Genomic DNA, 15636 nt, shown 5'->3' with positions numbered 1-15636 from the left:
CGGGGTATCAACTAATCTGGCGTTGATTTTTGGCACGCTGTTGAGTTCTCAAGGTGCGGACGCTTCCTTTGTACTCACCCTCGCGGGCTTTCCTCTGGGCGCTTCCTTCGTTTCCGACTCTATCAGATCTTTCCGATCCGATTTCCTCGGTGCTTTCCGGTCCCTTTCGCTCCGGGCCCTTCCGGCGGTTCCGACTCTATCAGATCCTTTCGGTCCTGATTCCCAGTCAGCGGGAGTTGTCTTCGCGGCTGTTGGGCCGTTCCTACGTCTCAAACTCTAGCGGATTTCCCCGGAGGCTCATAATCGAGTCTTCGAAATGAATTTCGGCATGCCGAAATTCGTCCCGGTAGGGAGATCGTGCGGAGTTGAGGTGCCGCATCTGCGGCGGGATGGCTGCCGAAGAACCGTTCCGGCTCCGTGACAACTCGGAGAACACTACGCATCCGCCAGGAGCGTGTCAACCCTCCCCTGGTCGCGGCCGGCCCGGGCGTCGGCGTCAGTCCAGGTCCGTCAGGCGGCCGCCCGCGTCCGGCTGGGTCAGCTCCACCCGGCGCAGCAGGCGGATCAGCATCTCGCCCAGGGATCCGCGCTCCTCCGCCGACAGGTCCTGGAGGAGCTTCTCCTCGAAGTCCGTCGCCATGCGCATGGCCTCCAGCCACTTCTGGCGGCCCTCGTCGGTCAGCTCGACGATCACGCGGACCCGGTTGTTCTCGTCGCGGTCGCGGGTGACCAGGCCCTCGCCCGCCATGCGGTCGATGCGGTGGGTCATCGCGGCCGGGGTGAGGCCGAGGCGCTTGGCGAGCTCCCCGGGGCCGAGTCGGTAGGGGGCGCCGGAGAGGACCAGGGTCTTCAGGACCTCCCATTCGGCGTTGCTGATGCCGAGGTCGGCGACCTGGCGGCCGTACGCCACGTTCATCCGGCGGTTCAGCCGGCCGAGGGCGGAGACCACCTTCTCGACCTGGGGGTCGAGGTCGCGGAATTCGCGCTGGTAGGCGGCGATCTGCTCGTCGAGGCTCGGCTCCTGGGGGGCCTGGGAGGTGGCCTGGGTGCCGGATGGCTCGGGGGTGTCGGACATGGGGCGAGTATCCCACGAGGGTCGTTGGCGTTGAAGTCCTTCTATGTGTATCGTTAAGCGTCGAAGTTTAGGATTGAAGTCTTCAGGGTTCAGGGCTACAGAGCTGAACCCGCGACCGAAGTGGGTGAGTGTGACCAAGGCGATGGGCGCTGCGATGCGCCGGATTCAGGCAGGTAGCGCGCTGAGCGCGTTCGGACTCGGCTTCACCGTGCCGTACCTCTATGTGTACGTCGCTCAGGTGCGGGATCTGGGCGCGACCACGGCGGGTGTCGTCCTGGCCGTCTTCGCCATGGCCGCACTGGTGGTCCTCCCCTTCAGCGGCCGGGCCATCGACCGGCGCGGGCCGGTGCCCGTACTGCTGGTGGCCTCGGTACTGGCAGCGCTCGGCGCGCTCGGGATGGGCTTCGCCTCCTCCGTGCCCGCGGCCGTCGCTTCTGCGGCGCTGCTCGGCGCCGGCACGGCGGTCATGCAGCCGGCGCTCGCGACGATGATCGTCTGGTGCTCGACGGCGGCGACGCGTACCCGCTCGTTCGCCATGCAGTTCTTCCTGCAGAACCTCGGTCTCGGTGTCGGTGGTCTGATCGGCGGGCAGCTGGTCGACGAGAGCCGGCCCGGCAGCTTCCTGCTGCTGTTCTCGATCGAGTCGGCGATGTTCCTGGTGCTCGGCGCGATCGTGCTGACCGTGAAGCTGCCCGGCTCGCCCGCCATGCAGGGCGGCCGACCGGCCGGTGAGAAGGGCGGTGGCGTCCGCGCGCTGCTGGGGCACAAGGCGATGGTGCAGCTGTGCGTGCTCGGCTTCGTGCTGTTCTTCGCCTGCTACGGGCAGTTCGAGTCGGGTCTCGCGGCGTACGGCACGGAGGCCGCCGGCATCGAGCCGTCGACGCTCGGTATCGCGCTCGCCGCCAACACGGCGGTCATCGTGGCCGCCCAGTTCCTGGTGCTGAAGTTCGTCGAGCGCCGCAGGCGGACCCGGGTCATCGCGGCGGTGGGTCTGATCTGGACCGTGGCGTGGCTGTTCGCCGGGTACGCGGGTCTGGGGCACGGCAGCCAGGCGATGGCGACGGCGGCGTTCATCTCCACGTACGCGCTGTTCGGGCTCGGTGAGGCGATGCTGTCGCCGACCGTGGCGCCGCTGGTGGCGGATCTGGCGCCGGAGTCGCGCATCGGCACGTACAACTCCGCCTTCGCCCTGGTGAAGCAGCTCGCGCTGGCGGTCGGTCCGGCGGTGGGCGGGCCCATGGGGGCCTCGCTGCACGGGCCGTACATCGTGACCTTCGTGCTGTTCTCGCTCGGCATCACCTTCCTGGCGGTCCGGCTCGGCAAGCGGCTGACGCCGGTGCAGAACCAGCCGTCGCTCGCCGCGAAGCCCTCGCGGGTGGTGGCGCAGCACCAGCCCGCGAAGGAGACCGCGGCCGCCTGAGGCCCCCTGCCCGACTAGTCGACGACTAGTCGGGCAGGGCGAACTCGCACCACACCGCTTTGCCGCCGCCCGGTGTGCGGCGGCTCCCCCAGGACGAGGCGATCGTCGCGATGATCGAGATACCGCGACCCGCCTCGTCTTCTGTTTCCGCCCTGCGGCGGCGCGGCAGATGGTCGTCGCCGTCCGTCACCTCGATGATCAGGCGGCGGTCGGTGCGGCGCAGCCGCAGTCGCATGGGCGGGGTGCCGTGCTGGAGGGAGTTCGCCACCAGCTCGCTGGTGGCGAGGACGCCGAGGTCGCGCAGCTCGACCGGGAAGCGCCAGCTGGACAGGACGCCGGAGGCGAAGGCCCGCGCGCGCGGGGCGGCCTCGACGCCGCCGAGGAGCTCCAGGGCCGCGTTGTGGAAGAGCTCGGCGTCGGCGCCCTTGCGGGCAGGGTGCTGCAGGACGAGGACGGCGACGTCGTCGTCGTGTTCGGCGGTCACGCCGAGGGAGCGGAGCAGCCGGTCGCAGACGACCTGCGGGGTGCCGGTGGCGCCGGACAGGGCGCGCTCCAGGGCGGCGACGCCCTCGTCGATGTCCTCGCGGCGGCGTTCGACCAGGCCGTCCGTATAGAGGACGGCGGTGGAGCCGGGCGGCAGGGCGATGGAGCCGGAGGTGTGGAGCCAGCCGCCGGTGCCGAGCGGGGGCCCTGTGGGGTCCTCGGCGCGGCGGACGGTGCCGTCCTCGTCCCGCACCAGGATCGGGAGGTGGCCGGCGGAGGCGTAGACGAGCTTGCCCTCGTTGGGGTCGTGGACGGCGTAGACGCAGGTGGCGATCTGGCTGGCGTCGATCTCGGCGGCGAGGCCGTCGAGGAGCTGGAGCACTTCGTGCGGGGGCAGGTCGAGCCGGGCGTAGGCGCGGACGGCGGTGCGGAGCTGGCCCATGACGGCGGCGGCGCGGACGCCGCGGCCCATGACGTCGCCGATGACGAGGGCGGTGCGGCCGGCGCCGAGGGTGATGACGTCGTACCAGTCGCCGCCGACGGCCGCGTCGGTGCCGCCGGGCTGGTAGGTGGCGGCGATGCGCAGGTCGTCGGGCTGCTCCAGCTCCTGCGGGAGCAGGGACCGCTGGAGGGTGACGGCGGTTTCGCGGTGCCGGCGCTCGCTGGCGCGCAGCCGCTCGGCGGCCTCGGCGTGGTCGGTGACGTCGGCGGCGTGGACGAGGACGCCGCCGTCGGCGAGCCGGGGGCTGTCGACGGGCAGGCAGGTGACGGTGTAGGAGCCTCCGTCGTGGGTGCGGCGGGACTTGACCGTACGGGGCTTGCCGCTGCGCAGGACCTGGTCGAGGAGGGGCAGCAGGCCGAGCTCCTCCGCCTCGGGGCAGGTGTCGGCGACGGTGGCGCCGGCGGGGCGGGGGCCGAAGGCGGCGGCGTACGCGTCGTTGACGTAGGCGATGCGGTGCTCCGGGCCGTACACGAGCGCGACCAGGCCGGGGAGGCGGCCGACGATCTCCCGCACGGTGAAGTCCTCGAGCGCGGGGACGTCGGCCGCGCCGGCGGCCTCGGCGGTGTCGCCGGGGAGATGCTCCAGCTGCGGCCCGTACTCACCGCGGGCCGCGGGCACGGAGCCTTCGGTCCCCCGCGCCGCCGCGCGACGCTGTGTACCGGGGAGCCGGGCGCTCCAACGGGTGAAGTTCACGGATCTGTATGCCTCGTGGTGTCGTTGCCGTGCAGAGTCACTCTGTGCAGGTGTGAGCCCACCTATGGTCACACGTCCAGTGTGGACGAGTGCACTGACAGTGATGTCAGCCCGAGGACTCGCCCCCGTCGGAGGGCTTGGGCGCGGGTGGGGGTGCTGCGGCGAGTTCGAATTCGGCGCGCGGGTGTTCCAGCGAGCCGAGGGAGACGATCTCCCGCTTGAAGAGGCCGGACAGGGTCCATTCGGCCAGGACGCGGGCCTTGCGGTTGAAGGTGGGGACCCGGCTGAGGTGGTAGGCGCGATGCATGAACCAGGCCGGGTAGCCCTTGAGTTTGCGGCCGTAGACGTGGGCGACGCCCTTGTGGAGGCCGAGCGACGCGACGGATCCGGCGTATTTGTGTGCGTAGTCCTTGAGGGGCTCGCCGCGCAGGGAGGCGGCGATGTTCTCGGCGAGCACCTTGGTCTGGCGTACGGCGTGCTGGGCGTTGGGGGCGCATTCCCTGCCCGGCTCTTCGGCGGTGACGTCGGGGACGGCGGCGGCGTCGCCGGCGGCCCAGGCGTGTTCGACGCCTTCGACGGTGAGCTTCGCCGTGCACACGAGGCGGCCGCGCTCGTTGCGGGGGAGGTCGGTGGCGGCGATGACCGGGGCGGGCCGGACGCCGGCGGTCCACACGACGGTTCGGGTGGGCAGGCGGGTGCCGTCGCTGAGGACGGCGACGCGGTTCTCGCAGGAGTCGAGCCGGGTGCCCAGGCGGACGTCGATGTTGCGGCCGCGGAGCTCGCGGATGGCGTAGCGGCCCATCTCCTCGCCGACCTCGGGGAGGATCCGGTCGGAGGCCTCGACGAGGACCCAGCGCAGGTCCTCGGGCTTGAGGTTGTGGTAGTACCGCGCGGTGTAGCGGGCCATGTCCTCCAGTTCGGCGAGGGCCTCGACGCCCGCGTAGCCGCCGCCGACGAAGACGAAGGTGAGGGCGGCGTCGCGGATGGCGGGGTCGCGGGTGGAGGAGGCGATGTCCATCTGTTCGATGACGTGGTTGCGCAGGCCGATGGCCTCCTCGACGGTCTTGAAGCCGATGCCGTGGTCGGCGAGGCCGGGGACCGGGAGGGTGCGGGAGACCGAGCCGGGGGCGATGACCAGCTCGTCGTAGCCGAGCTGGAGGGTGCCGGTGCCCTCCTCTTCGGTGGCGAGGGTGGAGATGGTCGCGGTCCGCTTGGCGTGGTCGACGGAGTGGACCTCGCCGATGAGGATCCGGCAGCGGTCGAGGACGCGGCGGAGCGGGACGACGACGTGGCGCGGGGAGATCGAGCCGGCGGCGGCCTCGGGGAGGAAGGGCTGGTAGGTCATGTAGGGCGCCGGCGTGACCACCACGATCTCGGCCGTGCGGCTTCTGAGCTCGGCCTTGAGCTGCTGCTGGAGGCGCAGCGCGGTGTACATCCCGACGTAGCCACCGCCGACAACGAGAATGCGCACAGGTTCGGTCACTGTCCCATGACGCCTCGCCGTCCGGGGTTTGTCCACAGCCCCGGCAAATTGTGTGACCGGAGAGGTGCGGAGGCGTGGGGTGGCGAACGGGTTGGGAGCAGGGGGAAGTGCGCAGGTCAGGGTGGGAGTGGCCGGTGGGGTGGCGGGTCGGAATCGGGAGGGTTCCGGGCCTTGCTCCGATCGGGGGGCGCACCGTACGGAACTGCCCCTTCTGAATTGACCCCGACTCAACTATGTTCGTACCTCATCGGGGTGCCGGATCGCCGCGCGCGGACCAGAGTCGCGGGACGGCCGGACCCCCGTGTCAGGGCGGGGAGTCTCCGGGGGGAGACATCATGAGCGGGGGAACGCTTATGCAGATTCAGGATTCGTATGGGCAGGTCCGTACGGCGCAGTCGTCGTCGAACGGTCGGTCCGCGCCGCTGCGGGTGGACGCGCAGCGCAACCTCGAGCACGTGCTGCGGGCCGCGCGCGAGGTGTTCGGCGAGCTCGGCTACGGGGCTCCGATGGAGGACGTGGCGCGCCGCGCCCGGGTCGGTGTCGGCACCGTGTACCGCCGGTTTCCCAGCAAGGACGTGCTGGTCAGGCGAATAGCGGAGGAGGAGACCGCGCGGCTCACGGAGCAGGCGCGGACGGCCCTCGGGCAGGAGGACGAGCCCTGGTCGGCGCTCTCGCGCTTCCTGCGTACGTCGGTTGCCTCGGGCGCCGGTCGGCTGCTGCCGCCGCAGGTGCTGCGGGTCGGCGTGGACGAGGTGCTGCTGCCGGTGGGAGCGCCGGAGGACGCGGCGCGGGTTCCGGCGCAGCGCGTTTCGGTCGGGTACGGAGACCTCGCCGAGCAGCGGGTCGTCGCGCCGCGCGCGGTGCCTGCCGCGGAGCAGGACCACGCTGGGGCCGCGGAGCTCCTGGAGGTCGTGGGCCGGCTCGTGGACCGGGCGCGGGAGGCGGGTGAGCTGCGGGTGGACGTGACAGTGTCCGACGTTCTGCTCGTGATCGCCACCGCGGCGCCGGCGCTGCCGGACGCGGCGCAGCAGGCGGCGGCCTCGGCCCGACTCCTGGACATCCTTCTGGAGGGTCTGCGCTCGCGGTAGTCCTGGTCGCGCCCGGAGCACGCTCCCGAGCTCCTCGTTCGAACACCCGGGTGGCGGTTCGGCGGTCCACGGGGATCGTCGAGCATGACACGAACGGATGAGCGGTTACGCCCGGACACGGGAAGTCGCCCCGGACGAGTGGTAAGTGGACGCGTGGGTTCGGCGTGCCCGCGCTCTGTGGCAGGCTTGGCCGGTGTTCGGGTCCGAGCGTGCATACGGGGGCTTCCGCCATGAGCGGTGACAGTCGGGACGAGACGCTGGACAGCGGTGGCGGCACCACCGAGGCCGGAGGCCAAACCTCCGCGCAGGTGCCGAACCAGGGCCGCCCGGACGGCTCTTCCGGCGGGGCCGGTGCGGCGCCCGAGCCGAGCGTTCCGCAGCAGCGTGAGGGCGGCAGGCCGGTGTACCCGGCGGCCGTGGGCGACGACGAGGCCGACTCCGTACTTCCGCCGCCCTTCGACCTGCCGCCCTCCGACGCCGAGCTCGTGCAGCGGATGCGCGGGGGTGACGACAGCGCGTACGAGGAACTGTTCCGGCGCCACTCCGAGGCCGTGCGCCGCTATGCGCGGACCTGCTGCCGCGACGCGCACACCGCCGACGACCTGACGGCCGAGGTCTTCGTCCGCACCCTCCAGGCGGTACGGGGCGGGGCGGGGCCCGAACAGGCCGTGCGCGCCTACCTCCTGACCACCGTCCGCCGGGTCGCCGCGAGCTGGACGAAGACCCAGCGGCGCGAGCACCTGGTCGAGGACTTCGCGGTGTTCGCCGCCGGGGCGGCACGCGGCTCCGAGGTCTCCGACCAGGACACCCTGGACCTGGGCGCCGACGTGCGGGCCATGCACGAGGCCGAGCGGTCGCTCGCCATGCAGGCGTTCCGCTCGCTGCCGGAGCGCTGGCAGGCCGTGCTGTGGCACACCACGGTCGAGGAGGAGTCGCCGAGCGAGGTCGCCCCGCTGTTCGGCCTGACCGCCAACGCCACCGCGGTGCTCGCCAGCCGGGCCCGCGAGGGGCTGAAGCAGGCTTATCTGCAGGCCCATGTCAGCGAGTCGCTCACCGCCGGCGGCGACTGCGCCCGCTATGCCGACCGGCTCGGCGCTTTCGCGCGCGGCGGGCTGCGGATGCGGGCCGAGCGGGGGCTGCGCAAGCACCTCGACGAATGCGCCAAGTGCCGGCTCGCCGCCGGTGAGCTGGCCCATGTGAACGCGGGCATCCCCGCGCTGCTGCCGGTCGCCGTCATCGGCTGGTTCGCCGCCGGTTACTCGCTCAAGGCGGCCGGTGTGGTCGCCGGCGGCGTCGCCGGAGCGGGCGCGGCCGGTGCGGCTGCCGCCACCACGGGCACGGGCGCCGCCACGAGCACGGCCGGGGCCTCGTCCGCGGCCGCCGCGGAGGGCCTGGGCATTCCCGCGAAGGCCGGCATCGCGGCGGTCGCCGCCGTGGCCGCGACCGCCGGGCTCGTGTGGGCGCTGTCCGGCGACCCGCAGCCGGTGGCGCAGCCCGCGGCCACGCCGTCGGTCGTCGCGCCCGTCGAACCCCCGCCGCCCGCGCCGAAGGCGACGCCCAAGCCCACGCCGAAGCCGACACCACCGCCCGTAGAGCCACCGCCGCCCGAGCCGACGCCCACCCCGGAGCCGACCCCGGCGAAGACGGCGAAGCCCACCCCGCGTCCGACTCCCGAGCCCACCCCGAAACCGACGCCGAAGCCCACGCCGCCGAAGGCCCCGCCGAAGCCGCCGCCCCCGCCCGCCCCGCCGGCCGTGTACCAGGTCAACCGTCTCGACTACGGGATCTTCGGCGACGGCACCAAGCCGGAGGTGAGCCTCGGCGAGAGCAGCTGGATGTGGCAGCGCTCCCGGCTCTCGATGGGCGGCACCCGCTACGCCCACGGGGTGAGCGTGCACGCCCCGTCCTCGCTGCTCATCGACCTCAACCGGCAGTGCAAGAGCTACGACGCGGTCGTCGGCATCGACGACATCACCGTCCCGTTCGGGGTCGGCGGCGTCCGCTTCTCGGTGTACGGCGACGGGGAGCGGCTGTGGCGCTCCGCCGTGGTCCGCCCCGGTGAGGCGCCGGTCCCGGTGCACGTCGGGATCGCCGGCCGGCGCACCCTGCGCCTGGTGGTCGAGGAGCACACCCCGTTCGGCCGGGCGGCGGTCGCGGACTGGGCGCAGTCGCAGATCACCTGTGGCTGAGCGGGTCGGGGAGTCAGCCCTTGTACGGCTCCGCCAGCGTCAGGACCTCGTCGACGGTGAGGCCCCGGCCCGCGGCGTAGGCGGTGTCGTACCCTTCGTCGCCCAGTTCGGCGCGGGCCCGTATCGTCACGGCATCGGTCTCCCGCTGCTCGGGGACGGAGCGGGGAGTGCCCCCGCGCAAGGAGTCGACCGCGCCCAGGACCCGTGCCGCGAGGCCCGGTTCGCCGGTCAGGGCGAGCGCGGTGGCCAGGCCGTCGCCGAGGGCCGCCACGATGAACTCGGCGCACTGCGCGTCCTGGGCGATGCGCAGGGCCTCGGCCGCTTCGGTGACGGCCACGGCGCCCGCGCCCTCCTGTGCCTGGATGCGGGCGGCGAGCCCGCGCACGACGGCCTGGAAGTGAGGTGGTGGCGGGCCCTGGTCGATCAGGGCGCCGGCCGCCTCGACGTGGGCGCGGGCGGTGGCGGCGTCCCCTTCGTACAGGGCGATCCCGGCGCGCAGGAAGCTGACGTAGATCTGGGCATCGGTCACATGGAAGCGTTCGGCCTCGGCCGACGACTCGTCGAGGCCCTTGACGGCCGCGGCCGGGTCGCCCACGCGGAAGTCGAGTTCGGCGAGCCGGGCCAGCAGGAAGGGCGCCTCGGCGTGGGCGCCGACCTCGCGGGCGAGCCCGAGGGCCTCCTCGTACGCCTCACGCGCCTGCTCGTGCCGGCCGCGCATCATGGCGGCCTCGGCGGCGGCGCTGGCCACCTGGGCGCGCATCCAGCGGTCGCCGACCCGGCGGGAGATGACCCGCAGCTCGGCGAGGTCCTCGTCGACGCCCGGCATGCCGCCAGGCATGTCCACGGCCATGTGGGTGCGAAACATGAGACTGACGCCTATCTCCCACTCGCCGCCGTGGCGGCGGCAGTTGGCGACGGCGGAGTCGAGGAGGCCGCGGACTTCGGCCGGTTCGTCGGTGAAGTACGCGGTGAACGGCCACAGGAGCCCGGGGAAGCGGGCGGACTGGGGTCCGGGGGCGGCGGAGAAGGCGGCCCGCACACGGGCGACGGCGGCGACGGTCTCCGGGTCGTCGCGGAAGTCGCCGCGGCTCTGGCTCTCCACGGTGAGGAAGAACTGCAGCATGCGCAGGTGCATGCGGGGCCAGTAGCGGGGGTCTGCCGGATCCTCGGGGTCCTCGCCGAGGCCGAGGCTGCGCTCGGTCCAGGCGAGGCCCTCGGGGCGGTAGTTGCGCAGCCACCAGAACCAGCCCATGGCGAAGACCAGCCGGTGGGCGGCGGCCTCGTCGGGGACGGTGAGGGTGGTGCGGTGGAGGGCGGCGCGGATGTTGTCGAGGTCGCGCTCGATCCTGGCTATCCAGGGGAGCTGCTCGCCGGAGCGCAGCAGGGGCTCTGCCGTCTCGGCGAGGGCGGTGAAGTGGGCGGTGTGGGCGGCCTCGGCGGCGGCGAGCAGTTCCGGGGTCTCGGCGGCGCGCTCGACGGCGTACTCGTGGATGGTCTCCAGGAGGCGGTAGCGCATCTCGCCGTCGTCGGTGGGGGTGGCGACGACGAGGGACTTCTCGACGAGGGAGCCGAGGGTGTCGGTCGTGCCGGCGGCGCTGGGGCTGCTGGGGTTGCTGGGGGCGCTGGGGGCGCTGGGTTCGTCGGGGGCCAGCGCCTCGGCGGCTGCGAGGTCCCAGCCGCCGGCGAACACGGACGCCTGGCGCAGCAGATCGCGCTCCGCGGCGTCGAGCAGGTCCCACGACCAGTCGACGACGGCCCGCAGGGTCTGCTGGCGGGGCAGGACGGTGCGGGAGCCGGAGGTGAGGAGAAGAAAGCGGTCATCGAGGCGGTCCGCGATCTGGCGTGGGGTGAGCAGCCGCAGCCGGGCGGCGGCGAGTTCGATGGCGAGGGGGAGGCCGTCGAGGCGGCGGCAGATCTCGTCGACGGCCGCGACGTCGTCCTCCGGGCGAAAGCCGGGGCGGACGGTGCGGGCGCGTTCGGCGAAGAGCCGGTGGGCCGGGTGCGGCGGGAGCGGTTCGACGGGGCGGACCGACTCGCCGGGGACGCCGAGGGGTTCACGGCTGGTGGCGAGGATGCGCAGCTCGGGGCAGTGGGTGAGGAGGGTCTCGGCGAGGGCGGCGGCGGCGCCGATGACGTGCTCGCAGTTGTCGAGGACGAGCAGGAGGGGGCGGCGGGCGAGGTGCTCGACGAGATGGGCGGTGGGGTCGTCTCGGAGCGGCACTCCGTCGCGGGTGATCAGGTTGGTCTCGCGCAGGCGGAGGGCGGAGAGGACGGCTCCGGGTACGGCGTCGGGGTCGTCGAGCGGGGCGAGTTCGGCGATCCAGGCGGCGGGCCCGACGGCTTGAAGCGCGGCCTCCTCGGCGAGCCGCGTCTTCCCGGAGCCACCGGGGCCGGTGAGCGTGACGAGCCGGGAACGACCGAGGTCCGCCCGAAGGGCGACGAGCTCGGGCTCGCGCCCGACGAAGGACGTGAGGCGCGGGCGGATGTTACCCACCTCGACGGGCGGGGCGGGGTACGCGACCGGGGCGGGGTGCGCGGCGGAGGCGGGCGGTGCGGCTGGGGCAGGGTGCGCGCCGGAGGCGGGGTGCGCCGCCGGGGTGGGGTGCACCCCGGCGGTGGGGTGCGCCACGGGCGTGGGGCGCGGGGCGGAGGCGGGGTACGCGACCGGAGCGGGCGGGGTGGGCGGGGTGGGCGGGGCGAAGGAGTCAGACGGGCCGGAGGGGTCCGACAGGCCGGACGGGCCGGCCAGGGCGGACGGTCTGGACGGCGCGGACTGGCCGGACGGTCCGGACTGGCGGGGCTGCCGGGATGGGGCGAGCGGTCCGGACTGGCCGGAGGGGTCGGACAGGCCGGACGGGGCGGACAGGCCGGGCAGGCCTGACGGGCCCGACGTCGTAGGCACGCCGGGCGGGGCGGGCCGCGGCGGGTGGGCCTGCGGGTGGGGGGTTCGGGGTGGTTCGCCTGCCAGCAGTTCGGCGTGGAGGGCGGTGAGTTCGGGGCCGGGGTCGGCGCCGAGGGCCTCGGCGAGGGTGCGGCGGGCGGCCTCGTAGGCGGCCAGGGCGTCGGCGGGGCGGCCCTCCGCCCGCAGGGCGCGGATGAGCTGGGCGTGGAAGGTCTCGTCGTACGGGTACGTGGCGGTGAGCTCGGTCAGCTCCGGTACGAGCCCGCCGGTGGCGCCGCGCCGCAGGTCTGCCTCGACGCGCCGGCGGTGCGCGGCGAGCCGCTGGGCCTCGTGGCGTACGCCGGCGTGCTCGGGCAGATCGGCGAGCGCGGGCCCGCGGAAGAGGGCGAGGGCCGTGCGCAGGAGTGCGGCGGCGGCTTCGGGGTCGCCGGCGTCGAGCCGGTCGCCCGCGTCGCGGACGTGCCGCTCGAACACGTAGAGGTCGACGTCCTCGGCTTCGGCGACAAGCCGGTAGCCGCCGGGCCCGGACGCCACGGCGTCCTTTCCGAGCACGCGCCGCAGCCGTCCGACGAGCGCCTGGAGCGCCGCGTTCGCGTCGTGCGGCGACTCGTCCCCGTACACGTCGGCCAGGAGCTCCCCGACGGACACGCTCCGCCCGGCGCGGAGCGCGAGCGCGGCGAGCAGCGCGCGCAGCCGGGCGCCGCCGAGGGGGACGGGGGCGCCGCGGGGGTCGAGGGCCTCGGTGGTGCCGAGGATGAGATACCACACCGACCCATTCTGGCCGGTGGGGGCGCCGTACGCCTCGGGGTTTCCCCGGAGAGGGGCGCGTGGCGGGGCGCGCGTGCGACGCGGTCAGAACTCCGAGGTGTCGAGCGCGAAGCCGAGGGGTGCGGGGAGTGGGACGGTCGTCCCCAGCTTGTGGATGGACTTGTGTGCGTAGTCGTCCACGAAGGGTTCGGAACAGACGACGGCCTCACCCGCGTCACGGTCGATCAGCAGGAGGCGATTTCCCCTTCGGTCAGCTCCACGCGCCGGCCCTTGGGAGCCACCGCACCGAAGAGCTCGAAGGTTTGCTCGACAGACGCCCCCTCGTACCCGGGTACGGCGTCGCCCGGCAAGCCGTCCCCCGGAACCGGCAGGCGCCATCGCCATGACGGACCTCCTTCGCTCGGCGCGACGCTCTCAACGTGGGCGCCCCTCTGACGGAGGAACGGGACATCGATCACGCGGACGAGTGCGCCGGGCGCTTCGGCGGACCGAGCCGCCCTTTACGCCGGCAGTGACCTCGCCGAAGGGATCAGGGGGCCCGGGACGGCGCGGTGGCGGGGTGCCGCCGTGCCGGTCCAGCAGGAGCCGCGGCGGGCAAGGAGGCGGCGCAGCCAGAGTTCGGTGGAGATCAGGTCGGCGAGTCCGTCGAGGGGGATCTGCTCGCCGTCGGCGGCGGCGCGCAGGGCGCGGCGGACCACGCGGGCCTCGATCAGGCCCGCGTCGGCGAGCAGCGGGGCGTCGAAGAGGGCCAGGAGGTGGGGGAGGGCGGTGCGCAGGCCGGCGCGGGTGGCGGTGACGGGGACGGCCGGGTGGGGGGCGCCCCAGCCGGGCGGGAGGTCGCGGATGCCGGCGCCGGCGAGGACGGTGCGCAGGACCGTGGCGCGGGCGTCGGGCTGGACCCGCAGCGATTCGGGCAGCTCGCGGCAGGCCCGTACGACCTGGTTGTCCAGGAAGGGGGCGTGCAGGCGCTGGCTGCGGATCTCGGCCGCCTGCTCCAGGACGCGCAGGTCGGCCGCCGCCCGGGCCAGGGCGGCGCGGGCGCGGGCCTCGCCCGGGCGCTGGACGGAGGTCGGCAGGGTCGCCGCCCGGTTCAGGCGAACCGATACTTCGGCCAGCGCCTCGCCGGTCAGCCAGCGCGCCGCGGGCCCCGGCCGGGACCAGGCGAGGGCGGAGAGCGAGGCCTCCAAAGGGCCGTAGGCCCCGGTGGGCGCCCGGTTCGCCTCCAGGACGCGGGTGGCGGCGGCCTCCAGGCCGGTCCGGTAGGGCGTACGGGCGAGCCGCCGCGCCGCCCGGTACACCGTCAGCGGCACGAGCAGCGCCCCCGCAGAAGGGCCGGACGCCTTGGCCAGCGCGGTCACTGGGCGCACCAGGGAGCGGCGCCGGCGGTCCATCAGCAGGTCGGCGAGGCGCGCCGGGTGGGCATCCAGGACCTGACGGGCGCCGAAGCCGGTGAAGTGGTCGGCGCTGCCGCCCGCGAGCCGCCTGCGGTGCCGGTCGGCCGACACCAAAGAGGGGCCCGGTTCGTCGGTGAGGGGGCCGTCGAGCTCCGCGTACGGCAGGGCCTCGTCGCCCGCCGCGACGACCACGTGGTGCAGCCGCGGGTTGGCGGCGATCTCGCGGGCGCGTTCGAGTTCGTCGTGGTGCCCGGGCGTGGCCAGGTCGTTGAAGGTGACGGCGAGCAGCCGCTCCCCCGCGCCCGTACCGTGGCCCAGGATCGTGCCGGGGACGCCGGGGAGTCCGGCCGCGAGCAGGGCGAGGGTGCCGGACGCGCTGCCGCCGGACAGGTCGGCGCCGATCCCGGGGGCCGGGCCGCCGCCGCGGGCCGCGCGCCGGTCGGCCGGGCCCATGCCGGGCACGGGCCCCGGGTCGGGCAGCGGCGCCTCGGGCGCGTGCCGTGGTGCGGTGAGCCGGGCGCGTACGGCCTCGACGAGGGCGTCCCGTACCCCCTCCACGGCCTGCCGGGGGTCGGCCTCGGGCGCGGCGACGGCGAGCGAGGCGACCGGCTCGTAGCCGGTGATCTCGCGCGAGCCCTCGCGCAGGATCAGCGCGTGCCCGGGCGGCACCCGGCGCACGCCCTCGTACGGGGTGGAGTCGCGCAGCGCCTCGGGCGTCTCGGGGCAGGCGAGCAGCGCCGCCAGGTGCCCGATGTCGAGCTGGGCCTCGGTGAGGTCGGCGAGCGGCAGGGCGGCGGTGCCGTAGGCCGTACCGCCCGCCCATGGGGTGTGGAACACCGGCCGGGCGCCGGCGAGGTCGCCGGTGACGGTGATGCGGCGGCCGACCTTGACGACGGCGGTGTAGCTGCCGGCCCATGCGGTGAGGTGCCGCAGTGCGCCCCCGCGCGCGGTGAGCAGGCCGAGCCGCAGCTCCTCGTCGGTCGCGGCGCAGCAGCCGAGGACGGCGAGCCGGGTGTGCTCGTCAAGTTTGAGCAGTCGTACTTCGTCGGGGCGCCAGTCGCCGACGGCCCACAGGGGGTCGGGGTCGCCCCACAGCAGCTGCGCGCCCACCGGGTGCACGGTGCGCCCCTCGGCGGGGTCGCCCACGGTCCCGGCCGAGCCGGGCGGCGCTCCGAAGCGCGCGGCGACACTGCTCCAGCCGACCAGCCACCGCATCGCCGCCTCCACAAAGGTCGAGTGGAGGACATGCTGCCATGACAACGGCGCACCGGAGGCATCACGATGCGGGCGAATGCGCCCCTGGCATGGGCCAGTTGCAGACCGTCGCGTTTCGGCCATTCTGCGGCTCATACGGCCGGGGTCCGGCCGCCCTGGTTACCTCGGCAGTCCGGGAGGCGGTCGCCTCCCGGAGCCGTCCGCCGCCCGCGGGGAAAGGGGCGACGGTGTCCCCCAGCCCACCGGTCCGGGACATCGGTCCTCGGCCAAGTGGGCCGACCCACGCAGCACTCATGGAAGCGCTCCCGCCTGACCCCGGCGAGAGCGCACGGCCGGGCGCACGGCCACACGGCGGGAGCACGCGGAGCGCCGGCACCGGCGCTGCTCATTCCATCCCACAACAATCTCGCCATACGGAACACCG

8 protein-coding genes are annotated in these 15636 nt (G+C 74.1%); 3 read left to right on the top strand and 5 right to left on the bottom strand.

Features of this window, described 5'->3' with window-relative positions:
• Nucleotides 1-496 precede the first annotated feature (496 nt).
• Nucleotides 497-1075 carry a MarR family winged helix-turn-helix transcriptional regulator gene (locus tag ACIGEZ_RS31855; protein WP_399838115.1) on the bottom strand — a complete coding sequence of 193 codons (579 nt, stop codon included), beginning with the start codon at nt 1073-1075 and terminating at the stop codon, nt 497-499.
• 142 nt (nt 1076-1217) lie between these two features.
• Here ACIGEZ_RS31855 and ACIGEZ_RS31850 point away from each other — a divergent pair, with 142 nt between their 5' ends.
• Entirely contained in the window at nt 1218-2495 is a 1278-nt protein-coding gene (locus tag ACIGEZ_RS31850; protein WP_399838125.1) for an MFS transporter, read from the top strand.
• A 25-nt stretch (nt 2496-2520) separates the two neighbouring features.
• Here ACIGEZ_RS31850 and ACIGEZ_RS31845 read toward each other — a convergent pair whose 3' ends face one another.
• Nucleotides 2521-4173, bottom strand: a complete 1653-nt coding sequence (locus ACIGEZ_RS31845; protein ID WP_399838112.1) for a SpoIIE family protein phosphatase — start codon at nt 4171-4173, stop codon at nt 2521-2523.
• A 106-nt stretch (nt 4174-4279) separates the two neighbouring features.
• Nucleotides 4280-5656: an NAD(P)/FAD-dependent oxidoreductase gene (locus ACIGEZ_RS31840; protein WP_399838109.1), complete on the bottom strand. Its 1377-nt coding sequence runs from the start codon at nt 5654-5656 to the stop codon at nt 4280-4282.
• Between the two features lie 353 nt (nt 5657-6009).
• Between ACIGEZ_RS31840 and ACIGEZ_RS31835 the strand changes: the two genes are divergently transcribed.
• The gene (locus tag ACIGEZ_RS31835; protein ID WP_399838106.1) at nt 6010-6744 is read left to right on the top strand and encodes a TetR/AcrR family transcriptional regulator; all 735 of its coding nucleotides are present in this window, start codon (nt 6010-6012) and stop codon (nt 6742-6744) included.
• 230 nt (nt 6745-6974) lie between these two features.
• On the top strand, nt 6975-8933 hold the full coding sequence (locus ACIGEZ_RS31830; protein WP_399838102.1) for a sigma-70 family RNA polymerase sigma factor: 1959 nt from the start codon (nt 6975-6977) through the stop codon (nt 8931-8933).
• Nucleotides 8934-8946: 13 nt separating this feature from the next.
• On the opposite strand, the gene ACIGEZ_RS31825 is transcribed toward ACIGEZ_RS31830, so the two are convergent.
• Together ACIGEZ_RS31825 and ACIGEZ_RS31820 are read right to left on the bottom strand one after the other, a co-directional pair.
• Nucleotides 8947-12603, bottom strand: a complete 3657-nt coding sequence (locus ACIGEZ_RS31825) for an AfsR/SARP family transcriptional regulator (RefSeq protein ID WP_399838100.1) — start codon at nt 12601-12603, stop codon at nt 8947-8949.
• Nucleotides 12604-13103: 500 nt separating this feature from the next.
• The gene (locus ACIGEZ_RS31820) at nt 13104-15212 is read right to left on the bottom strand and encodes an asparagine synthase-related protein (protein ID WP_399838097.1); all 2109 of its coding nucleotides are present in this window, start codon (nt 15210-15212) and stop codon (nt 13104-13106) included.
• Nucleotides 15213-15636 lie beyond the last annotated feature (424 nt).

Source organism: Streptomyces sp. NPDC085481 (assembly GCF_044541845.1).
Classification (GTDB): domain Bacteria; phylum Actinomycetota; class Actinomycetes; order Streptomycetales; family Streptomycetaceae; genus Streptomyces.
This window is presented reverse-complemented; position numbering and strand designations above follow the sequence as displayed.